The sequence below is a fragment of the Paenarthrobacter sp. NPDC089988 genome, from assembly GCF_044748465.1.
Taxonomy (GTDB): Bacteria; Actinomycetota; Actinomycetes; order Actinomycetales; family Micrococcaceae; genus Arthrobacter.
The window spans coordinates 27,210-48,465 of record NZ_JBIVGD010000004.1 but is presented as its reverse complement, the minus strand read 5'-3'; the positions used below and the strand labels follow the sequence as shown (position 1 = coordinate 48,465).

Annotated in this window: 22 protein-coding genes; 8 read left to right on the top strand and 14 right to left on the bottom strand. The window is 63.8% G+C overall.

The window, feature by feature from the left end:
* Nucleotides 1–54: 54 nt before the first annotated feature.
* Nucleotides 55–1,359 (bottom strand): ATP-binding protein, encoded by a 1,305-nt coding sequence (locus ACIPV6_RS07145; RefSeq protein ID WP_400270203.1) that lies wholly within the window; start codon nucleotides 1,357–1,359, stop codon nucleotides 55–57.
* Between the two features lie 213 nt (nucleotides 1,360–1,572).
* Between ACIPV6_RS07145 and ACIPV6_RS07140 the strand changes: the two genes are divergently transcribed.
* The gene (locus ACIPV6_RS07140; RefSeq protein WP_400270202.1) at nucleotides 1,573–2,718 is read left to right on the top strand and encodes an FG-GAP-like repeat-containing protein; all 1,146 of its coding nucleotides are present in this window, start codon (nucleotides 1,573–1,575) and stop codon (nucleotides 2,716–2,718) included.
* A gap of 15 nt (nucleotides 2,719–2,733) precedes the next feature.
* Here ACIPV6_RS07140 and ACIPV6_RS07135 read toward each other — a convergent pair whose 3' ends face one another.
* Both ACIPV6_RS07135 and ACIPV6_RS07130 read right to left on the bottom strand, forming a co-directional pair.
* On the bottom strand, nucleotides 2,734–3,495 hold the full coding sequence (locus tag ACIPV6_RS07135; protein ID WP_400270201.1) for an SDR family NAD(P)-dependent oxidoreductase: 762 nt from the start codon (nucleotides 3,493–3,495) through the stop codon (nucleotides 2,734–2,736).
* Between the two features lie 3 nt (nucleotides 3,496–3,498).
* Nucleotides 3,499–4,410 carry a fumarylacetoacetate hydrolase family protein gene (locus ACIPV6_RS07130; RefSeq protein ID WP_400270200.1) on the bottom strand — a complete coding sequence of 304 codons (912 nt, stop codon included), beginning with the start codon at nucleotides 4,408–4,410 and terminating at the stop codon, nucleotides 3,499–3,501.
* 142 nt (nucleotides 4,411–4,552) lie between these two features.
* Here ACIPV6_RS07130 and ACIPV6_RS07125 point away from each other — a divergent pair, with 142 nt between their 5' ends.
* From ACIPV6_RS07125 to ACIPV6_RS07105, 5 genes are read left to right on the top strand one after another with little or no spacing between them, the layout of a single operon-like run.
* A complete protein-coding gene (locus ACIPV6_RS07125; protein WP_400270199.1) occupies nucleotides 4,553–5,857 on the top strand; it encodes an L-fuconate dehydratase in 1,305 nt (434 codons plus the stop codon).
* On the top strand, nucleotides 5,854–7,140 hold the full coding sequence (locus ACIPV6_RS07120) for an alpha-L-fucosidase (protein WP_400270198.1): 1,287 nt from the start codon (nucleotides 5,854–5,856) through the stop codon (nucleotides 7,138–7,140). Before ACIPV6_RS07125 ends, ACIPV6_RS07120 begins: the two co-directional genes overlap by 4 nt.
* Complete coding sequence (locus ACIPV6_RS07115; protein ID WP_400270197.1) at nucleotides 7,133–7,447, top strand: L-rhamnose mutarotase; 315 nt, start codon at nucleotides 7,133–7,135, stop codon at nucleotides 7,445–7,447. The genes ACIPV6_RS07120 and ACIPV6_RS07115 overlap by 8 nt, the downstream gene beginning before the upstream one ends.
* Nucleotides 7,444–8,397, top strand: coding sequence for an aldo/keto reductase (locus ACIPV6_RS07110; protein ID WP_400270196.1), 954 nt, complete (start codon nucleotides 7,444–7,446; stop codon nucleotides 8,395–8,397). The genes ACIPV6_RS07115 and ACIPV6_RS07110 overlap by 4 nt, the downstream gene beginning before the upstream one ends.
* Entirely contained in the window at nucleotides 8,390–8,803 is a 414-nt protein-coding gene (locus tag ACIPV6_RS07105) for an amidohydrolase family protein (protein WP_400270195.1), read from the top strand. The genes ACIPV6_RS07110 and ACIPV6_RS07105 overlap by 8 nt, the downstream gene beginning before the upstream one ends.
* A 3-nt stretch (nucleotides 8,804–8,806) precedes the next feature.
* Here the strand turns inward: ACIPV6_RS07105 and ACIPV6_RS07100 are convergent, their stop codons facing one another.
* The 5 genes from ACIPV6_RS07100 to ACIPV6_RS07080 form a co-directional block, all read right to left on the bottom strand.
* Nucleotides 8,807–9,478 carry a FadR/GntR family transcriptional regulator gene (locus tag ACIPV6_RS07100; RefSeq protein ID WP_400270194.1) on the bottom strand — a complete coding sequence of 224 codons (672 nt, stop codon included), beginning with the start codon at nucleotides 9,476–9,478 and terminating at the stop codon, nucleotides 8,807–8,809.
* A 188-nt stretch (nucleotides 9,479–9,666) separates the two neighbouring features.
* The gene (locus ACIPV6_RS07095; RefSeq protein ID WP_400270193.1) at nucleotides 9,667–11,175 is read right to left on the bottom strand and encodes an amino acid permease; all 1,509 of its coding nucleotides are present in this window, start codon (nucleotides 11,173–11,175) and stop codon (nucleotides 9,667–9,669) included.
* A 139-nt stretch (nucleotides 11,176–11,314) separates the two neighbouring features.
* The gene (gene aspA, locus ACIPV6_RS07090) at nucleotides 11,315–12,730 is read right to left on the bottom strand and encodes an aspartate ammonia-lyase (protein WP_400270192.1); all 1,416 of its coding nucleotides are present in this window, start codon (nucleotides 12,728–12,730) and stop codon (nucleotides 11,315–11,317) included.
* Between the two features lie 9 nt (nucleotides 12,731–12,739).
* The gene (locus tag ACIPV6_RS07085; RefSeq protein WP_400270191.1) at nucleotides 12,740–13,762 is read right to left on the bottom strand and encodes an asparaginase; all 1,023 of its coding nucleotides are present in this window, start codon (nucleotides 13,760–13,762) and stop codon (nucleotides 12,740–12,742) included.
* Nucleotides 13,759–14,487 (bottom strand): FadR/GntR family transcriptional regulator, encoded by a 729-nt coding sequence (locus tag ACIPV6_RS07080; protein WP_400270190.1) that lies wholly within the window; start codon nucleotides 14,485–14,487, stop codon nucleotides 13,759–13,761. Before ACIPV6_RS07080 ends, ACIPV6_RS07085 begins: the two co-directional genes overlap by 4 nt.
* A 148-nt stretch (nucleotides 14,488–14,635) precedes the next feature.
* Here ACIPV6_RS07080 and ACIPV6_RS07075 point away from each other — a divergent pair, with 148 nt between their 5' ends.
* Entirely contained in the window at nucleotides 14,636–15,223 is a 588-nt protein-coding gene (locus ACIPV6_RS07075) for a hypothetical protein (RefSeq protein ID WP_400270189.1), read from the top strand.
* A 30-nt stretch (nucleotides 15,224–15,253) separates the two neighbouring features.
* A complete protein-coding gene (locus ACIPV6_RS07070; RefSeq protein WP_400270188.1) occupies nucleotides 15,254–15,715 on the top strand; it encodes a DUF3817 domain-containing protein in 462 nt (153 codons plus the stop codon).
* A 259-nt stretch (nucleotides 15,716–15,974) separates the two neighbouring features.
* Here ACIPV6_RS07070 and ACIPV6_RS07065 read toward each other — a convergent pair whose 3' ends face one another.
* The 6 genes from ACIPV6_RS07065 to ACIPV6_RS07040 form a co-directional block, all read right to left on the bottom strand.
* Nucleotides 15,975–16,451, bottom strand: coding sequence for a hypothetical protein (locus tag ACIPV6_RS07065; protein ID WP_400270187.1), 477 nt, complete (start codon nucleotides 16,449–16,451; stop codon nucleotides 15,975–15,977).
* A 286-nt stretch (nucleotides 16,452–16,737) separates the two neighbouring features.
* On the bottom strand, nucleotides 16,738–17,562 hold the full coding sequence (locus ACIPV6_RS07060; RefSeq protein ID WP_400270186.1) for a hypothetical protein: 825 nt from the start codon (nucleotides 17,560–17,562) through the stop codon (nucleotides 16,738–16,740).
* A 122-nt stretch (nucleotides 17,563–17,684) separates the two neighbouring features.
* Nucleotides 17,685–18,275 (bottom strand): DUF6318 family protein, encoded by a 591-nt coding sequence (locus tag ACIPV6_RS07055; RefSeq protein ID WP_400270397.1) that lies wholly within the window; start codon nucleotides 18,273–18,275, stop codon nucleotides 17,685–17,687.
* A gap of 164 nt (nucleotides 18,276–18,439) precedes the next feature.
* Nucleotides 18,440–18,817, bottom strand: coding sequence for an RNA-binding S4 domain-containing protein (locus ACIPV6_RS07050; RefSeq protein WP_400270185.1), 378 nt, complete (start codon nucleotides 18,815–18,817; stop codon nucleotides 18,440–18,442).
* Nucleotides 18,818–18,938: 121 nt separating this feature from the next.
* The gene (locus ACIPV6_RS07045) at nucleotides 18,939–20,036 is read right to left on the bottom strand and encodes a sulfite oxidase (RefSeq protein WP_400270184.1); all 1,098 of its coding nucleotides are present in this window, start codon (nucleotides 20,034–20,036) and stop codon (nucleotides 18,939–18,941) included.
* Between the two features lie 177 nt (nucleotides 20,037–20,213).
* Nucleotides 20,214–21,248 carry an aldo/keto reductase gene (locus tag ACIPV6_RS07040; RefSeq protein ID WP_400270183.1) on the bottom strand — a complete coding sequence of 345 codons (1,035 nt, stop codon included), beginning with the start codon at nucleotides 21,246–21,248 and terminating at the stop codon, nucleotides 20,214–20,216.
* Nucleotides 21,249–21,256: the final 8 nt, after the last annotated feature.

The following is a 21,256-nucleotide window of genomic DNA, read 5'->3' as shown; positions in this document are numbered from 1 at the left end:
CGGAAACTTCCGGACGAACAAGCAGGCTTCCCGCGAACCCGCCGGACCTCCTGCCTAGATCCGGCCCAGGACATCGATGTCTTCGAGGAACTCTTGGTACACCTCGTCGCTGACGGTGGTGCGGGTGTCGGCGATCGCGTCGAGGTAGTCCTGGGTGACCGGTCCCTTTCGGCCGTTGGCGGCGGTGGCACCCAAAGCAGCGCCGTCGTCGTACACTGCTTTTTCCAGGGCGCGCTGGGAGGCGCTGCGCGCGGCGAACTCGATGTCCGCGGGCGAGAAGCCTTCAGTACGGTCCACCAAAAGAGAAACGTCCACAGAGTCCACCACCGTTGCCGGGATGAAGCGCTGCCACATGGCCTCGCGGGCGTGGATGTCCGGTAGGCCGATGGGGATGACGTAGTCGAACCGGCCGTGGCGCAGGAATGCGGTGTCCAGGGCGCGGATGAAGTTGGTAGCACACACCAACAGGCGCCCGGGCTGCTCGCGGAAGGCAGGGATGATCTTCAGCAGCTCGTTCGTGACGCCCTGCAGCGGCGAAGGCGGGTCGCCGGCGCGCTGGGAGGCGATTTCCTCCACCTCGTCGATGAACACCACCGCGTGCTCCAGCTCCGCGATCTCCAGGAACGTTTCCCGCAAGGCACCGGCCAGGCCCTTGGGGTCGGACGCCAGGCGAGAGGGGAAGACTTCCACGAACGGCCATTCCAACCGGGACGCGATGGCCTTGGCAAACGTCGTTTTGCCGGTGCCGGGAGGGCCGAACAGCACCACGGCCCGCGGTGGCACCACGCCGTATTCGTCGGCGAGGTCGGCCTCGGCCAAGGGAAGCACCAGCCGACGTTCCAGGAGTTCCTTCTCCCGCTTCATACCGGCCACGTTCTCCCACAGATCGCGGGCCAGGATCCGACCGCCGAGCAGGCTGAGCGGTTCCAGTTCCTGCCGCTGGACGGGGATGGTCCGTTCGAAGTAGCGCAGGTTCTTCTTCACCACGAACCCGCGGCCAAGGAACGCCTCCACCCGGGTTTCGGTTTCGGGCATGAGCGCGGAGAGCTTGTTCAGGCCGTGCGGCGCCATCCGGTTCTCGACGGCGGACAGCAGCGAGGTGCCGATGCCGCGACCCCGGAACTCGGTGAGGGTCGCGAGGAAAACCACCCAGCCTTGGTCGTGCGCGGCCCGTCCGACGGCGGCGCCCACCACCTGGTCGCCCTGCACGGCCACGACTGCGTGGTCCTTTTCGCATGACGCCAGGACCTCGGACAACGCGTATACAGGCTCCACGCCATCGGCCTTCAATGACTCCCACAGATGCAGGATCCCGTCCAGGTCGGATGAGTGGAAGTCCCTGATACGCCAGTTGGTCATGGCCATGTCTCCTGAATGGTCAAAGTGGATCGCCGTTGATGCCTTGGAGTTGAGCATAGGGGAATCGCGCGAACGGAACGTTGCGGGACGGTTGCGTTAAGGAGCAAACGTTCGACGGCGGCCTGTCGCCGCTGGCGTTCGTCCCGCCGTCGTGCCTCCCGCCTAAGATGAGCGCAACGAAGCTGCTTGTCGCGCCATAGGTGGGGGAGAATCGTGGGCTTGTTTTCGAAGGCATCGTGGGTGGGCGGCGGACTGGCTGCCCTGCTGATCGCTGGGCCCCTGGCCCCGGCCTCCGTGGCGGCAGACCCGGACGAGGTCTACACCTACGGCCCCCCGATCGTCGGTGCGGTCCTGTCCGTGGAAGGGGCCCCGGCCTACTTCGCCAACTGTGGCGGAAGCGGTGAACCCAGCTATTCCATCCAGTGGCTCAGGGACGGCGAGCCAGTGGATGGCCGGCCGCCCTATTCGCCGTATCTGTTCCCCTTGGAAGCGAGCGACATTGGCAGCCGTATCTCTGCCATTGCCACGGGATCTCCCAGCAACTGTGCGGGCCTTGAGGTGGTTACAGAGCCCAGCGAGGTCATCCGCAAGGCCCCCACGCGTGCTACCGGATTCACGGGACGCGATACTTTCGAGCTCCTGGCCCGCCGCCACGACGGGACATTGATGATGTATCTCGGGCTGGAGTCAGGGCCCGGCTGGCAGGAGACACGCCAGGTCGGGCCCGGGTGGGGAGTGTTCAACCGGATTGTCGCTGCCGGTGATTTCACCAACGATGGCATCACCGATCTCATGGCGACGGACACGTCCGGCACGCTGTTCCGCTTTCAAGGAACGGGCGACGGCGGTTTCTACACCTTCCGCCATGCCGTCGGCTGGGGCTGGGGTGCTATCGGCAACGTGGTGGGGCCTGGAGACTTCGACGGCGATGGCATGAACGACCTGCTTGGCAGTGAGGCAAACGGAGACCTCTATGTGTTCCCCTCGCATCCGTGGGGCGGCTGGAGTCCCCGCGCGAAAGTCGGCCAGGGCTGGGACGTGATGGACCAGCTCATCGGGCCGGGCGATTGGGATGGCGATGGGAATGTGGATGTCCTGGCCAAGGATAAATCCGGCCGGCTCTACGTCTATGGCGGAGACGGCCATGGTGGATGGACCACCTCGCGCCAGATCGGCCAGGGCTGGAACGCCCTCACCATGATTGGCGGCGCTGGGGATTTCAACCGGGACGGCTTCCCCGATGTCCATGGGGTCAACGCTGCCGGCGATTTGCTGATGTACTACGGCGATGGCCGCGGCGGGTGGAAGGGTGTCGAGACCGTCGGTTGGGGCTGGAACGTTTTCAACGGGCTCTACTGAAACAAACCCGGCCGCCTACTGAACCGGACGCAGCCGCAAACCCTGCATGCCGCCGTCGACCGCCAGCGAGGTTCCCGACGTCGAACCGGACAGCGGACTCGCAAGGTACGCCACGGCACCGGCCACCTCGTGCGGATCCACCATCCGCCCGTGGGGTTGGCGTGCGTTCAGCGCTGCCCGTTCGGCAGCAGGATCGGCAGCGGCATCCAGCAGGCGGCCAACCCACGGCGTGTCTACAGTGCCCGGGTTTACGCAGTTGACGCGGATTCCTTCGCGCACGTGGTCGGCCGCCATGGCGAGCGTGAGGGACAGGACCGCGCCCTTCGACGCCGAGTACAGCGCACGCTGCGGGAGTCCCGCCGTCGCCGCGATCGAGCATGTGTTGACGATCGTGGCGGCCGGCGACTCGCGCAGGTACGGCAGGGCGGCCCGGCTCACACGCGCGATTCCGACGACGTTGATGTTGAGCACGCGCAGCCACTCGTCGTCGTCGTTCGCGGCGATGTCGCCTTGGGCGCCGATCCCGGCGTTGTTGATCACGACATCCAGCCGACCGAACCGCTGGGCTACACGTTCGACGGCGGAACGCACCGAGGCGTCGTCGGCCACGTTGCATTCGACGCCGAAGTGCGGGCTGGCTTCCGGGTTCAGGTCCAGGACAGCGACCTGGGCGCCCCCGGCGGCGAGGCGGTCCGCGATGGCCGCCCCGATGCCGGAGGCGCCGCCGGTCACGAGTGCCGCGAGGCCTTCAAGGTCGTTGCCCACCGTGGTTGCCACGGCCTAGGCGTTGGAGCTCACGAACGAAACGGGCTGCGCCGCACCTGCCACGGCGCGGTAGTACTCCTGCCGTTGGCGTCCCAGGCCGTCAATTTCCAGCTCGATCACGTCGCCGGGCTGGATGAACGGGAACCGTCCGGACAATGCGACGCCCTCGGGAGTTCCGGTGATGATCACATCGCCCGGTTCCAGGACCATGTACTGGCTGAGGTGATGGACGATCGTGGCGGGATCGAAAATCATGTCCGAGGTGTTGGAGTCCTGGCGGGGTTCACCGTTGACCCGGGTCTGCAGGCGCAAGTTGCCAGGCTCGATATCCGTGGCCGGCACCAGCCAGGGACCCAGGGGAGTGGAGCCAGGCAGGCTCTTGCCCTTGGTCCATTGCCCGGCCGCACCCGGAATCTGGTAGTCGCGTTCGGAAAGATCGTTGGCCACGGCGTAGCCGGCAATGTGGTTCGCAGCCTCCGAAACGGAGGAAAGGTAGGACGCTTCCTTGCCGATCACGATTGCCAGTTCCACTTCCCAGTCGTACTTTTCCGACGACGGCGGGATAGGAGCGGCGTCGAAAGGGCCACTGATGGTGTTGCTCGGCTTGAGGAAGACCACGGGAACCTCGGGCGGGGTGGCGCCTGATTCTGCAGCGTGGGCGGTGTAGTTGAGGCCGATGGCGATGACGGATCCGGGCCGCGATACCGGCGCTCCGATGCGCAGCCCTTCGGCGGAGATTTCTGCCAGTTCCCCGGATTCCAGCGCTTGGCGGGTCCGTTCGATGCCATCGGCGGCGAGGAAGCCGCCGTCGATGTCGTTGGTCAGTGACAAGAGGCTGAAGTACTTCTCCGTGCCGCTGGCGTCCTGGGCGATGACGGCCGGTTGTTCGTTTCCGGCCGTACCCAGCCTGGCGAATTTCAAGGTCATGGCTTCCTCCGTGCGTTCGGGACTAACATCCGAGCTCTAGTGTGGTGTTTTCCTCCATAATACGGAAATGTGACCCGTTGACAACTAAGACATCGGATGTTTAGGCTCGTGACACTTCCTCGAATGCGCAGCCAGGAGCCTCATGAGCATCGTCACCGCAGTGGATACCTTCGATATCCGCTTCCCCACCTCCCTGGAACTGGATGGCTCGGACGCCATGAATCCGGATCCCGACTACTCTGCCGCCTACCTGATCATCCGGACTGATGCTGCCGACGGGCATGAGGGCCACGGTTTCGTGTTCACGATCGGTCGCGGGAACGAGGTTGAAACGGCCGCCATTGAAGCGTTGAGAGGCCATATCCTGGGCCGCAACGTTGAAGAACTCCTGGGCGACATGGGCGCCACCTGGAAGCTCCTGGCCCACGATTCCCAACTCCGCTGGCTGGGACCGGAGAAGGGCGTCATGCACATGGCGATCGGGGCCGTAGTCAATGCCCTGTGGGACCTGAAGGCCAAGAGGGCGGGCATGCCGCTGTGGGAGCTCCTTTCGAGGATGAGTCCCGAAGAGCTCGTGAACCTGGTGGACTTCCGGTACCTGACGGACGCTTTGACCCCGGAAGAAGCCCTTGGGATACTCCGCGCCGCAGAGCCAGGACGGGAAGCGCGGCGTTCGCGACTGCACGCTGAGGGTTACCCCGCGTACACCACGACGCCGGGCTGGCTGGGTTACAGCGACGGGAAGCTTTCGCGATTAGCCAAGGAAGCCGTGGCTGACGGGTTCACCCAGATCAAGCTCAAGGTGGGAGCGTCCCTGGAGGACGACATCCGGCGCGTCCGGGCTGCCAGGGCTGCCGTGGGACCGGATATCCGGATCGCCGTGGACGCCAACCAGCGCTGGGATGTCCGGGATGCCATCGACTGGATGGCACACTTGGCACCCTTCGACATCGCATGGATCGAGGAACCCACCAGCCCGGACGATATTCTGGGCCACGCGGCCATTGCCCGCGGGGTGGCTCCGATCCCCGTAGCAACCGGAGAGCACGTCCAGAACCGGGTGGTGTTCAAGCAGTTGCTGCAGGCCCAGGCCGTGGAGGTGTTGCAGATTGACGCCGCCCGCGTGGCCGGAGTCAACGAGAACATCGCCATCCTGCTGCTCGCGGCCAAGTTCGGCGTGCGGGTGTGCCCACATGCCGGCGGAGTGGGCTTGTGCGAAGCCGTGCAGCACCTGTCCATGTTCGACTACGTAGCGGTTTCCGGGACCAAGGAGGACCGGATGATTGAGTTCGTGGACCACCTGCACGAGCACTTCGTGGACCCCGTTGACGTCCACGCCGGAGCCTACTGGCCGCCCGCCGAGCCCGGGGCCGGGAATGAGATGCTCCGTGAAACACTGGCTGAATACAGCTTCCCCGACGGCCCGGTCTGGAAGGACAAGCATTGATCAAGCACGCACCCTGGTTTGAAGAAGCCCGCTTTGGCATGTTCGTGCATTGGGGCCTCTACGCGCTCCCGGCCCGGCACGAGTGGGTGATGAACCGGGAAGATCTCAGCGTCCAGGCCTACGAACAGTACTTCCAGCGCTTTGATCCGGACCTCTACGATCCCCGGGATTGGGCCCGCGCCGCCCGCAACGCCGGGATGAAGTACGTTGTCCTGACCACCAAGCACCACGACGGCTTCTGCCTCTGGGACTCCGCTTTGACGGACTACAAAGCTACGAACACGCCCGCAGGCAAGGACCTCCTCCAGCCCTACGTCGAGGCGCTCCGGGCAGAGGGGCTCAAAGTGGGGTTCTACCATTCGCTCATCGACTGGCATCATCCGGATTTCACCATCGACGGCGTGCACCCCCAACGCAACGCTGCCGACGTCGAACATCTCAACAGCGGACGCGACATGGCCCGCTACCGCGAGTACCTGCATGGCCAGGTGCGTGAGCTCCTCAGCAACTACGGAACCATCGACTACCTGTTCTTCGACTTCTCCTACGCCGGCCATCCGGACTTTTGGGGCGGCAAAGGCAGCAAGGACTGGGACTCCGAAGCCTTGCTCGCCATGGTTCGGGAACTGCAGCCCGGGATCATTGTCAACGACCGGCTGGACATCCCGGGAGACTTTGTCACGCCCGAGCAGTACCAGCCCGCCGCTCCCATGATGCTCGACGGCGTCCCGGTCACCTGGGAGGCCTGCCAGACGTTGAACGGCAGTTGGGGGTATGACAGGGACAATCTGGACTACAAGTCTGTTGACCTGCTGGTCCGCATGCTCGTGGACGGGGTATCCAAGGGCGGCAACCTGCTGCTGAACGTCGGTCCCACAGGGAGGGGCAACCTGGATCCGCGTGCGCTCGCATCCCTTGAAGGGATCGGCGAGTGGATGAAGCTGCATTCCCGGTCGATCTACGGTGCAGGGCCCTCTGCTTGGACCGCGCCGCCGGATACCCGCTACACCCAGCGCGGGGACAGGCTTTACGTGCACCTGTTCGCGTGGCCGTTCGAGTACGTCCACCTTCCGGGTTTGGCCGGAAAGGTGGAGTACGCCCAACTCCTCAACGACGCCTCCGAGGTCTTCCTCCGCGAGGTGGATCCTGAACAGCAGGCCATGAACATGACGCCCAGTCGCCAGCCCGCTGGGACCCTGACCATCAAGCTCCCCGTGCAACGACCCGATGTGGCAGTGCCCGTGCTGGAGCTTTTCCTTGCATCGGAGACCGTCGATGGGTGAGTCGATCGCACTCCACACCCGCCTCAAGCCGGGAACCGAAGCTGAGTATGCCGAAGCCCATGCGAACATCCCGCCCTCGTTGGTTCAGGCGCTCAAGGACGCGGGTGTCCGCAACTGGCGGATCTGGCGCAGCGGGCAGGATCTCTTCCACGTGGTGGACGTGGACGACTACCAGGCCATGCGCCGTGCGCTCGCGGACCACCCGGCCAATGTTCCCTGGCAGGCGCGCATGGCCGAACTTCTTGAGGTCCAGGACGATTACTCCGGTGACGATTCGGGTATCCAGAAGGTATGGGAACTGCCATGAACACTCACTCCGCTGAAATCCCCAAGCTCGGGAAACTCGGCCTTGGTGGGGCCGGGATCGGGAACCTCTACCGGGCCATTCCGGACGGCGAGGCGCTCGCCACCGTGTTGGCGGCCTGGGACGCCGGTATCCGGTACTTCGACACCGCCCCGCACTACGGTCTGGGCCTGTCCGAACAGAGACTGGGCGCAGTCCTTCGGGACAAGCCGCGGAACGAGTTCGTCATCTCCACAAAGGTTGGACGCGTACTGGAACCCTCCTCGGACGGTGGCCTGGACCCCGAAGGCTTCGACGTCCCCGCAGACAAGAAGCGCGTGTGGGACTTCTCCGAGGCCGGTATCCGACGCAGCCTGGAAGACTCCCTGGAACGCCTCGGACTGGACCACGTGGACATTGCCTACCTTCACGACGCGGACGTCCATGACCTACGGGCCGGAATCACCCAAGGACTCCCTGCCCTGGAAAAACTGCGTTCCGAGGGTGTGGTCAAAGCGATCGGCGTTGGCCTCAACTCCGCCGAAGCCGCCCTCGAATGCGTCGAAGCCGCGGACCTCGACCTTGTGATGCTCGCCGGACGTTACACGCTGCTGGAGCAGCCCAGCGTCCCGCTGCTTGACCGCTGTGTGGAGCGCCGCACCGGCGTCGTGAACGTTGGCGTCTTCAACTCCGGACTATTGGCCCGTCCCGAAGTCCCCAACGACGCGCACTACAACTACGATCAAGCGCCGAGGGCCGTGGTGGAGCGGGCGCGGGCGCTCGCCGATGTTTGCCGCGGGTTTGGCGTGGAACTTCCGACGGCGGCACTCCAGTTTCCGTTGCGGCATCCCGCCGTGGTGAACGTGACCGTCGGGGCCAGTGCTCCGGAGCAAGTTTCTGCCAACGCCGCCCGGATCGAAGAGCCGGTGCCGGAGGAGCTGTGGGCCGCGTTGGAGACCGTGCCGCGTGATTGATGCGCATCTGCACTTGTGGAGCCTGGACACTTTCGTCACCGGAGGTGTCCGGCCCTACTCGTGGCTTGGCCAGCAGCATGGCGCACTGTTCCGGAGCTTCGGTGATTTCCCCCGTCATCTCGGAGCAACGGTAAGGCTCGCACGGGAGTTGCCCGGGCTGACTGTGGTCCTGGATCACTTGGGAAAACCGCCGCTCGGTGACCCCGACGGCCTGGAGTTGTGGCGGACTGGGTTCAGTGCCTTGGGAAGCACGGGAAATGCGGTGGCCAAGCTGTCCGGGCTGCACTTGCCGGTGTTGAGTACACGGCGGACGCTTGAGGTACTCCTGGAACTCGTCTCAGCGTTGTCTCCGGACGAGCAGGCAGCCATTCTGGAAGGCACGGCGATCCGCGCGTACGGGCTGTGACCCTTAGAGCGCCTGCCTTAGCCAGTTCTCCACGCCGCTGATGTGTACCGTCATTAGCGCCTTGACCAGTTCGGCATCCCCGCGCTCCAAGGCATCGGTAATGGCACGGTGCTCGGCCAAGGTATGCGCCACGGCCTTCTCCTGGGTGAGGCCGCGCCAGATCCGGGCCCGGACCGTGCTGCTGGACAGCGCCTCCAGAAGGCTGCCCAGGTAGTCGTTTCCGGCCGCTTCGATGATGATGCTATGGAATTCGAGGTCGTGGGTCACGAGTTCTTCCACGGGGGTGTCCTCGTTGATTCCGTCCATGGTGCCGCGCAGCTTCTCGATGCCCTCGGGGGTGATCTTGCCCGCCGCCAGGTGCGCAGTGGCCGGTTCCAGGATTCGTCGGACCTCAAAGAGTTCAAGGATGGAGCGGTCCTGGTGCAGGTCCACCACGAACGCCACGGCCTCGTTGAGCAGCTTCGCGTCCAGGCTGGTCACGTAGGTTCCATCGCCCCGCCGCACGTCCAGCACACGGATCAGTTCCAGCGCCTTGACGGCCTCCCGCAGCGAACTTCGCGACAAGCCCAGCCGTTCGCTGAGTTCCTTTTCCGGCGGAAGACGGTCGCCGGCCTTGAGTTCCCCGCGTATCAGCATGTCCTTGATCTTGCCGATCGCCTCATCTGTGACAGCCATGGACCAATAGTAGACGGCAATGATCGGATGTCTCGGTTCGCCGCGTTCTCACCCAACTGGGGGACAGCACACGTTCCACTGAGCGCTCACTGCAGCATGTGCTGTCCCCTACTTGGGCGTTAACCAACGACGGCGGCACCCAAGTTCCGCTGGTACGGAACCCGGGTGCCGCCGTCGGGCACTTCTTGCTACTTATCGCCGCCAGGCAGGGGGCGGTTCGCTATCACGGGCGCGCTGCCCGTGTAGCCGTCCCGCGTGGCTGCAAGCTCATGGATCTGCTTGCGGCACAGGAACCAGCCCCAGACCATGAGTCCGCAAGCCACCGCCGTGACCAGCATGGTGAGCGGCGATTCGATGAAGACCATCACCAGGACGCCCGCCAGGAAGATCAACGACAGCCAGCCCGTGTAGGGCGCGCCGAAGAGCCGAAACGACGGGCGTTTGACCCAGCCCTTGTCCGCCCAGCGCTTCAACTGCATCTGGCACAGGACGATCGTGGCCCAGGTGACAATGATGCCAACGGAAGCTACGTTCAGGACGATTTCGAAGGCTTCCGATGGAACCAGGTAGTTCAGCGGGACACCGAGCAGGGAGACGCCGGCCGTGATCGCGATGCCACCATAAGGCACGCCGGCCTTGTTCATGCGCTGGGCGAACTTGGGAGCCGATCCGTTGACGGACATCGAGCGCAGGATACGGCCCGTGGAGTACAGCCCTGCGTTCAGCGAGGACAGCGCTGCGGTGAGGACCACGAGGTTCATGATCACGTCGACGCCCTGCACACCGATGGAACCGAAGAACGTCACGAACGGGCTGACACCCTTCTCGTACGAGGTGTAGGGGAGGAGGAGTGCCAGCAGGATGACCGAGCCGACGTAGAAGACTGCGATACGGAAGACCACGGAGTTGATGGCCTTGGGCATGATCTTTTCCGGGTTCGCGGTCTCACCGGCGGCGGTGCCGACGAGTTCGATCGAGGCGTAGGCGAACAGCACACCCTGCATGAGGATGATCATGGGAAGGATGCCGTTGGGGAAGATTCCGCCGTTGTCCGAGATGAGGCTGAAGCCCACTGTCTGGCCATCAACGGGCGTGCCGAAAATGACGAAGTAGGTGCCAACCAGGAGGAAGGCCACCAGCGCGGCCACCTTGATCAGCGCGAACCAGAACTCCATCTCGCCGAAGACCTTCACCGAAACGAGGTTCAGGCTAAGCACAACCACCAGGGCGATAAGGGCCCACGCCCACTGCGGAACGGCGCCCATCCAGGGGACGTACTTACCGAAGAAGTTCATGTAGAGCGCGGCTGCCGTGATGTCCACGATGGTGGTAGTGGCCCAGTTGATCCAGTAGAACCAGCCCGAAACGAACGCCGCTTTTTCGCCGAAGAACTCACGGGCGTAGGAGACGAACGAACCCGACGACGGGCGGTGCAGCACCAATTCGCCGAGCGCGCGGAGGATCAGGAAAGCAAAGAAACCGCAGACTGCATAGGCGATGACCAGCGAAGGGCCGGCTGCGTTGAGCCGTCCGCCCGCGCCGAGGAACAGGCCGGTACCGATGGCACCGCCGATCGCGATCATCTGGATCTGCCGGGGCTTCAAGTCCTTGTGGTAGCCCGTGTCCTCCTTGTGGAGGGCTTTCTCGCTGGCATGCGCTTGGGCCGGGACCGTGTGGTCCGTGATGGGGTTGGTCATGGGAATCCTTACGGGTGTCCTGTTGGGGGTCTCATGGGCGCGCACGTCTGGGGGTTCGGGCGCGACTCAGAGCCTCTTGTGGGTGGCCTCATCGGGCGGGACGGCTTTCAAAGCCGCTGGGCTGACTGGCCGGATTGGCCTACTTGCTCAGGTTTGCCAGACGTTCGGGGCTGAGCAGTTCTTCAAGCTGGGCTGCGGTCAAGAGACCGTGTTCCAAGACGAGTTCTGCTACACCCTTGCCGGTGGCCAACGCCTCCTGGGCGATGGCAGTGGCGGAGGCATAACCGATGTGCGGGTTCAATGCCGTGACGAGACCGATCGACTGCTCCACGGTAAGCCGTAGCCGCTCGGTGTTTGCTGTGATGCCCCGGACGCAGCGTGCCGTAAGGGTGCGGCAGGCTGCTTCCAGGTGGGAAATGCTCTTGTGCAGGCTGTGCACAATGATCGGTTCGAAAGCATTCAGCTGGAGTTGCCCTGCTTCCGCGGCCATGGTGACCGTGACATCGTTGCCGATGACTTCGTAGGCCACCTGGCTGACCACTTCCGGGATCACCGGGTTGATCTTTCCGGGCATGATCGACGAGCCGGACTGTACTGCCGGCAGGTTGATCTCGCCCAGTCCCGCACGCGGTCCGGAGGACAGCAGGCGGAGGTCGTTGCAAATCTTCGAAAGCTTCACGGCCACGCGCTTCAGTACGCCGGACAGGTGGACGAACGCGCCCACGTCCTGGGTGGCCTCGATAAGGTCGGCCGCCGTGAGGAGGGGCAGGCCCGTGACTTCGGCGAGGTGCCTGCAGGCGGCGTCGGCGTACCCGGCCGGGGCGTTCAGGCCGGTGCCGATGGCCGTTGCGCCGAGGTTGATCTCGTGGATCAACATGTGCGATTCGTCCAAGCGGGCCCGGTCTTCGCCGATGGTCACGGCGTATCCGCCGAACTCCTGGCCGAGCGTCATTGGCACTGCATCCTGGAGCTGCGTGCGCCCCATCTTCACGACCGTCCGGAACTCCCGACCCTTTTCGGCGAAGGCAACCTCCAGCTCCTCCAGGGCTTCCAGGAGTTCCTTCACGGAAAAGATCGTGGCGAGGTTCACCGCCGTCGGGTAGACGTCGTTGGTGGACTGGCTCAGGTTGACGTGGTCGTTAGGGTGCAGCTTGGCGTAGTCACCCTTGGGGTGGCCAAGGATTTCCAAAGCACGGTTGGCGATTACCTCGTTGGCGTTCATGTTGGAGCTGGTGCCCGCGCCACCTTGGATCACGTCCACCATGAACTGGTCCTGGAGCTTGCCGTCCAGGATGTCTTGGCAGGCCTGCTCAATGGCATTGGCCCGTTCCTTATCCAGCAAACCAAGCTCGTGGTTGGTGCGCGCGGCCGCCTGCTTGACCGCGGCCAGCCCCCGCACCAGGTGCTTGTTCGTGGAGAGCGGTTGCCCCGTAATGGGGAAGTTCTCAATGGCTCTCAGGGTGTGGACGCCCCAATATGCATCCGCGGGGACATTGCGGTCGCCCAAAAGGTCGTGTTCGGAACGGAGAGGGATCGCCTGATCGACGGTGGTCATAGCTGTCCTTTAGTTAGTGCTGAAAATCTGTGCCGCACGGAGTTCGCCGACCGGAAGGCCGCCACCCAGGACGGGTGGGCTTTGCAGCGTGTCCAGGCTGCCGCCGTCGAGCCCCAACTCCTTCAGGGCCGCGACGGTAACCGGCATGCGCGCCCGGTCTCCGCCGTCTGAAATCTTGACGGCCAAGCCGCGGCCGTCCGCGAGGCCCACCAGCTGAAGGCCTTCGAAGCCGTCCTTGGCGAGCAGGCCCGGAACAGCGCGCATGAGGGCAGTGACATCGCGGCCCTCTCCGGCGACCATCTCCGGGAAGCGGCGCATGGCGTGGGCGACCTTGCCCTCGTTGGTGTTTTCCTCTGCTGAGGCAAGGCGACCGTAGGCGCGGGCCATGCCGTGCAGGGAGTGCGCGAAGAGCGGTGTGCCGCATCCGTCCGTGCTCACTGCGGCGGCTTCCTCGCCGGTCAGCTCGGTGATGGTGTCGCGGACCAGGACCTGCAGCGGGTGCTCCGGGTGCAAGTACCCCTCAACAGGCCAACCATTGATGACGCAGACGGCTGTCATGGAAGCGTGCTTGCCCGAGCAGTTTTGCGCCAGCTGGGTGGGGCCGTTTCCTTCCCGCAGCCATTCGTTGCGTTCTTCGACCCCGTAGGGAAGGTCCGTGCTGTTGCCCAGGCTTGCCTCGGTGAGGCCGTGAAGCTTCAGGATTTCGGCGGCACCGTCACGGTGTTTCTTGCTGCCCGAGTGGCTCGCCGCGGTCAGGGCCAAGAGCTCTTCCGGGATGTCCAGGCCGGCCCTGAGGAGCGCGACGGCCTGAAGGGGTTTCAGGCTCGACCGGGGATACATCGGGGCGTCCGGCTGGCCGGCTTCCAGTGCCGTGCTTCCGTCTTTGTTCAAGGCGATCAACGAGCCGTAGTGGACGCTTTCCACCAGTCCGTCGCGGGTTTGCTCGACGAGGGGGACGTGGTTGGGTGCTGCTTGGTGGGCCTTTTGTTCCGCCACTTTGGGGCTGGGCATGGTGTCCTTTGAGTGGTTCATTTGCTGAGGATCGTGTCCAGCGCCACGCTGACGGCCTGCAGGTGCTCTGCCATGGCCTTGCTTGCCGCCTGGGAATCGCCCGATTCGATGGCGTTAAGGATGGCGACGTGCTCTTCGTCGGAGCGGTGCTGGCGGTCCGCCACCAGGTTGAGGGTTTCGGACTGGTGCGCCAGGGCGTCGCGGATGTCCTGGACGACGCTCGCGAAGACGCGGTTTCCGCTGGCGCGTGCGACGGCGGAGTGGAAGCTCGCGTCCAGGCTCACCCAGGCTTCGGGGTCGTTTTCGTTGAGCATCTCCTGGACGATGTCCTTGAGGTGTTCGAGTTCTTCGTCGGTGCGCCGTGCGGCAGCGAGTCCCGCTGCGGGAATCTCGATGTGAGGCCTTGCTTCGTTAAGATCGCGCGCACTGTACTGGCCCAAGGTAAGGTCGTTTGCGACCTTGTTGGCCACAATGAAAGTGCCCTTGCCGGTTTTGGTGACTGTCAGGCCCAGGGTGTTGCAGGACCGCAGGGCTTCCCTGATCACGGAGCGGCTCACTCCATACTGCGCGGCGAGCGTCGCTTCGGAGCTCAGCTTGGTGCCGATATCGAATTGCCCGCCTTCGATGGCCCTACGGAGTGCGGCGAAGACCGCCTCAGCCGCGGAGATGCGGGAGATCGGGGTGGGTGTGGCTCGGCCCTGTTGGGGGCCTTGCTGTCCGGCTGTCCGGCTGTCTGACAGGTTCACGGTATTGAATATGGCACGGGTCACAAGGCGCTGTCAACGCTGAAAGAACCGCTTCACGCTTTGGGTCTTTTGGTGGCTTACGACGGCGGGTGGCGGGGTTTTCGTGATGGCCTGCCATGGTGCCTTGATACGGCGGATAATGGCTGGCATGAGAGCCGGAAGTGCGACTCAGTTGCCCCGCATCACAGTGGAGGTGCCGGTGCTCGACGTCGGGGCGCCATTGGAGTCGCTCGGACGATACGTCGACTCCGTGCGAAAACCGGAGGGCCTTCACATGACGCTGCTGCACGTGGGCATCCTGGATCGGCTGGCCGCGGACATCGTTGCCTGGACAGGCGGGATTGCCAGCGCAGACGTCGTGATTCGGGAGGTCGCCAGTTGGCTCCGGGGGCTGCCCGTATTGGACGGATTCCTTGGGAAGTCCGCGAAGCTGATCACTCTCGGTGGCGGCCGCGTCCGCAGCTTGGAAGTCTCTGTGCCGCAAGCCGTTCACGACTATCAGACCTTGCTCGTCCAAGGACTCCACGTGCTCCTGGATGACCTCGGCGTGGACAACATCGACGACTTCATTCTGAGTTCGCCGGCACTCGGGTACAGATCGCCCCGTTGGATACCGCACGTCGCCGTCGGCCGGGCACGTTCCAAGCATGAGGCACCCTTGGAACTTGAGACTGTGGCTTTGGAGTTCGGTTCTTCGCGGATCAGGAACGAGGCATCGCTTCCGTCCGTTGTTTAGGGCGGCCCTGTTTCCAACCCGAGGTTTTCCATGTCACCGCGCACCCTGTTCCGAACCGTTGCCTTCGCCGAAGCCGTGACCTGGACGCTCTTGTTAATTGGGCTCTTCCTCAAATACGTCACGCGCACTACGGATGTTGGAGTCAGCGTCGCGGGTGGCATCCACGGCTTCGTGTTTCTCTGCTACGCCTTTACGGCGGCGTTCACCTGGGTCAACCAGAAGTGGTCCGTGGGCACCGGGCTTTTGGCTGTTTCATCCGCCGTGATCCCGTACGCCACGATTCCGGTTGAGAAATCACTGGATCGTCGCGGCCTGCTTGACGGCGGGTGGAGGCTTGCCGCTGGCGGTGAACAGCCTGTTGGCGCGTTGGAGAAGCTCCAGGCCTGGATCTTGGCCAAGCCGCTTCTGGCCGCCGGTGTAGTGCTTGTTGGTGTGGCGGCCGTGTTCAGCTTCCTGCTATACATGGGGCCGCCGGATACGTGGTTCTCGTAGGGCTGCGTCGTCCGCTGTGACAAGCATAAGGTGGGGAGAACCTTTAGTAGTCGCCTGACAATCTCTCGGCGGCGAGTTGGAGGATCCAGTCAGGGGTTTGTTTGCCCAGCCCCCGATCTGTGATGATGCGGACGCGGGCAGCGGCAATTTGAACACCGCGATCGTATGAGGATGCCAGATGTTTGATGGGATATGTGGATTCTTGTTCCGCGGCTCCCTCGGCATGCATCCCTTGAGACTCCATTCTTTGCACTCCTCGTTAGTCGGGTCGTCTTCCCGTTTCGCAACGGTCCTGCCCTGAATCGGCCGATGGAACTTCGGGGCGGGGATTTGTCTCCATATTGCTTGTGTCGACAACCGCGTCATCGTGACGGCTGAACGGCCTAAGGGCTGGCACCTCGGCAACCCCCAGCGAATCGTCAGTTGCGCCTTCGATGATCTTCAGTTCCTCCGCGCTTGGAGGACCTTGAGCGAGAACGGCCATGATCCGGAGGCCTGCCTGTGCCCGTCTCGGTTCGTCCGAGAGGATGCTGTCGAAGGCCCACTGGGCGCGACGCCACCATTCTGCCCGGTCGTCAGCCGCGGTCTTCTGACGGAGGGACTTCCACGCAATCCACCCCGCAATGCCGGCTGCCATCAAAGCGGCCAGAGGCGTCAGGCCTGCAAGCAATTGCCACCACTCGGCGGGACCACTGTGGAGATTGACATCGATGGGGTTGGGAAGCGGTGGGATCACGCTTTCACGCTATGAACAATCGACCTTGGTCGGAACTGCCTAGGAGCGCTATGTGGACAACTCCTGAACTGGCCAGTGATGCGGCCCTGCGGGTGTCTCTGTCTCTTATCAGGCCGGGTGGCGGTCCCGCACTGGTGTTCCTTCGCGACCTACTTTGGGCCCGGTTGGTGGGCCTTTCCCGCGTTTTGGGCGTGTTTTGGGGTCAATGTTGGTGGTGGGGGTACGGGGTGCCTGTGAGTGGTGGGCGCTTCTTCGGTGTGCGGCGCCTTCGGTGGTGTCGGCTTCATTAGTGCTTGGTTGGGGTGTTTGTGCCGGGGCAGCCCCAGGATTTGGGGTTTTGTTCGCAGGTGTCGGCGACGAGGGCTGTTTCTGTTTTGAAGACGTGGATGGTTTTGGGTGTGGTGGTGAGGGTGAGGGTTCCGTTGATGGGCAGGGGTGGGCCGTTGTTGACGGAGTAGGTTCCGGTGTAGGTGGTGGTGACTGTTGTGGGGTAGTTGCCGGTGACCGTGTAGGTGTGGCTGGTGCGGGTGTCTGTGGTGAGCCAGGTGTTGGTGGGGATGGGGTAGCCGGTGGCTGGGGTGGGTCCGAGGGTTTGGCCGTCGCCGAAGTGGTAGGTGTGGGTGGTTGGGGTGGCGGTGAGGTGGACGTGTTGGCCGAGGATGGTGGTGTCGAAGTGTTGTTCGGTGGTGGTGGTGTAGAAGTTGGTGGGTCCGCCGGTGAGGGTGTTGGGGAAGGGCTGGGCTTCGAGGGTTCCGGGGTTGATGGGTAGTTGTTGGAAGTCGGTGAGGATCCGGGCTGCGATGTCGGCGAGGACGTTTTGGGGTTCAGAACCGTAGAGACACGTGGGACCGCTGATTCCCCTGTATTGTGTCCAGTCCGGATTGGTAATGCCCTTGGGTGCCCGTTTCCAAATGACAGGAGTTCCTGCAGCACCACTCGAAGTGGCGGGAGGACATTCAAGTCCTTGGCAACCGAGTTCTCCTCCGCCTGCACGGCAGAACGTGTCCGGTTTGTACTGGTAGGGATCCTCATTGACCGCAGCAGCCCTACCAAGATCCGCGACAGGCCACCCGGTAGCCGGGTCCGTTGTGTAGTAGGCGCTCAACTCCATGCCCGTTTCTCCCCTGTTGGCATGAATGAACGGTTCATCGCTCCCTGCAGCGCTAGCGGGAGCCATCCCTTCCAGAAGCAACCATATGGTGACTGCCGCGATGCCCAGAAAAGTTCGCACAGTCACCCCAGAATCAGGCCGTTGTCGATGACCCGCCAGAAGCCGTTCTGGAACGTCGCCTTCACTGCTTCAGCCGTATTAGATGCTTCCGAAATCTCAGGACGGGAGCTCCCATCAGACCGGAAGTAGCGAATCTCTTCTTGGAGGACCTGCACTTTCGCGACTTGGGAATCAGATCCGCCGTTCCACAGAACCTCAACCGTCGGGATGGTGATCCGGCCTCCCACGAGCCACCGACCGTCTGCGTAGTTAGCTTCAATTGCCCGTGAATAGGCAATGCCTGACTCTGTTGTCGTATCCGTGGATTCTGCCCAAGGCGCCATGTCACCTGTTTCTGTCGCGTACGAATATGTTGCGTACCAATACCGGATAAACGCCTCCAGCCCCTCCTTCGTGTTTTCCTTCGCCAATGCAGGCATCACAGGCACGGGCACGTTCTGGGCCCTCCCCGTCGCATCCGCTGGCTTGTACGAGCCGTTCGATGTGGATGGGGGTGTCCGGGTTTCTGGCGCCGAGGCACTTGAGGTGGGTGTCGCCGTCGTCGTGCTGGTTTCGGAAGGGGCGCCGCCGCCTTGGCAGCCGCTGACGAGCACGAGCGCCAAGACTCCGACGGCGACGGACCGGAAATGGGCATGCGGAATTAGGGCAAATGAGCGGCGGAACATCAGACTCCCCAGTGACTGTTTTGGCGTAGTGCCCGTCAGTCTAGGCAGAAGGGAACACAGGAATCACGCAGCAATGAAGGCCCTGTGGATAACTATCCCCGCAGCTTCTCCATGTCGCGGCGGTCCTTCTTGGTGGGACGGCCGGCGCCGCGGTCGCGCTGGGGGAGGCCCAACGCCGGAAGAACCGGCCGCGCAGGCGTGTGGTCGGTGAAGCAATGGGATGCTGCCTCCGCGCCGACGCGCTTCGCGATGAGCCGGCGTACCTCAAAAATCCGCTCCCACCCGGATTCTCGGACACGGATGGTGTCGCCAACAATCACGGTCTGCGATGCCTTCACCGGATTGCCATTGAGCCGGACGTGGCCAGCGCGGCAGGCAGCCGTTGCGGCGGAACGGGTCTTGTAGGCGCGGATGGCCCACAACCAGGCGTCGACGCGGACGGTCGCAGGGGAGGATGGCAGGCTGTTCATGATTCAGTCGAGTCTAGCGAAGGCCGGGAGGTCACGAAACAGCGGGAAACCACTCGAAATCGCCGGTACGCTCCAACGAACATGCAGGCTTCCCGCGAACGCCACGGAAAGGCAAAGAAACCTACCGAACCGTCACCTCAACCCGCTGCGCCATGTTGTTCCCTATGCCCTGGTAATTCCACACCTGCTCACGGGGCTGCAGTGCGCCGGAGGAGTCCATCGCACGGCAGCGCAGCACGTGCTCGCCGGGCCGGGCCACCCACACCATGGACCAGGATCGCCAGGCAAAGTCGCCCAGCGGATCATCGAGGTGGGCAGGCATCCACTCTCCGTCGATCCCCACCTCAACCCGTTCAATGTCACCGTGCCCGGACCACGCCTTGCCGCGAAGCATCACGGGCCCGGCGTCCACCACTCGGCGTCGGGTGAAGAAATCGGGGATCCCGGGAGGAACCATCAGGGACTTCACCCTGATGTGCGAAACCGGCAGCCCGGGACCGTCCGGACCCTGCAGATAGTGGTACGCGACGGCTTGCTGATATCCCGTAAACCGGGAGGTCACAGCTTCGATCGACGTCAACCATTTCACGCTCGCCATGCCGTACCAGCCCGGCACCAACAGCCGCACGGGAAAACCGTGCTGGGGCGGCAAGGGCTGCCCGTTCATCGCATAGACCAGCATGACTTCCGGGTGCTTGGCCTCCGCTACGGTCAGGCTCCGCGCGTACTGCTCTTCGGCGCCGCCCTGGATACCGCGGTCCGCACCGGTAAAGACAAGCTCGACGGCGTCACTCGCCAACCCTGCCTCCTCCAACAGGGGTGCCAAGGGCGTCCCGGTCCATTCTGCCGTGCCCACGGCGCCGAGCGTCCATGGCTGGCTGAGGGGCCGGGGTTGCAGGAGCGCCCGCCCGTTTCCTGCGCATTCCAATGTCACAGGCATGGTCACGGCAGGGCGGGCTTTGAGATCGTCAAGGCTCAGTTCAAAGGGGTTGGATACCGCGCCGCCAAGCCGTAACCGCCAGGATTCCGCGGAAAGGAACGGCACGTCGAAGTGGACCAACAGGTAGTGCAGGCCTGCCGGGGTGATGTCCTCCTGCAACGCTTCGAGTGGCATGGAGTGGTTGCGCCCTGCGAGCTGGAGTTCTTCGTGGGTCAAGGCGTCTTGCGTCGGCTGGCCTGGAGTGGCTGCGACGCCACGTTCAATATGGGGTGTGGACATGGGCGGCGGCGTTCTACTGGTACCTGACGCTGCGGGCGTGACGCCTCGGCGGGACCAGCAGCACTTAGGTCAAGGATCACGCCGCGCCGGAATGCCGTCAATAGCTCGTTGTGAGACTCGCTGAACGCTTCAAACAAGCGGGCAAGCACGCAGAGCGGGCCACACAACGGAAGGAGACTACCGCCGTCGAAGTTCCGGATACTCCAGGTGCGGCGCCACGGTGCCGGCGTCGCGCTCCAGGAAGTTGACGGCGGGAGCAACGATGTCGTCGATTTCGTCCAGGACGGCCTCACTCAGCACCACGTCGGCGGCCTTCAGATAGTCCGTCAGGTGCTCCTCCGTGCGCGGCCCGATGATCACACTGGTCACGGCGGGGTGGTTCAAAGCGAAAGCAACGGCGAGCTGGATCAGCGTCAGCCCGTGCCGTGCGGCAAGCTGTCCCAGGGCATCGGCGGCGTGGAGCTTGCCTTGGTTGAAGGGTTGGGTGACGTCGAAACGGCCCGGCAGCGCGGAATAACGCGAACTCTCCGGCTGGCCCGCGCCCACCCGGTAACCGCCAGCGAGCCAGCCGCCGTCGAGCGGTCCGTAACTCAAAACCCCGACGCCGTACTGCTGGGTGATGGGGAAAACGTCGCGTTCATTGGCGCGGACCAGGAGCGAATACGGGACCTGGTCCACCACCGGCGGGGTGAGGTGGTTGGTGTTGGCGATCCACTGCGCCTCCACCAGCTGGGCGGGGCTGAACACGGACGTGCCGTAGTAGAGGATCTTGCCTTGCCGGATGAGGTCGTTGAGGACCGTGATGGTTTCCAGCAGGTCCGTGTTGTAGTCCGGCCGGTGCGCTTGGTAGAGATCGATCCGGTCCGTGTTCAACCGGCGCAGGCTGTCCTCGACGGCCCGGACAATCCAGCGGCGCGAGTTGCCGGCGTGTGCCGGGTTGGACCCCATCTGGCCGTGGAACTTGGTGGCAAGGAAGACGTCGTCCCGCCGGCTGTGAATGGCCTGGCCCACCACGGTTTCGGCCTCGCCCTGCGAGTAGATGTCGGCGGTGTCGATGCTGGTGATGCCGGCATCGAGTGCGGCCTTGATGATGCGGATGCTGTCCGCGGGGCCGGTGGGTGCGGTTCCGGTGCCGAAGTTCAGGGTGCCCAGGGTCAGTGGGCTGATCAGGGCGCCAGTGCGTCCAAGCGTCCGTAGCTCATTGAGGCTCATGTTGGCTT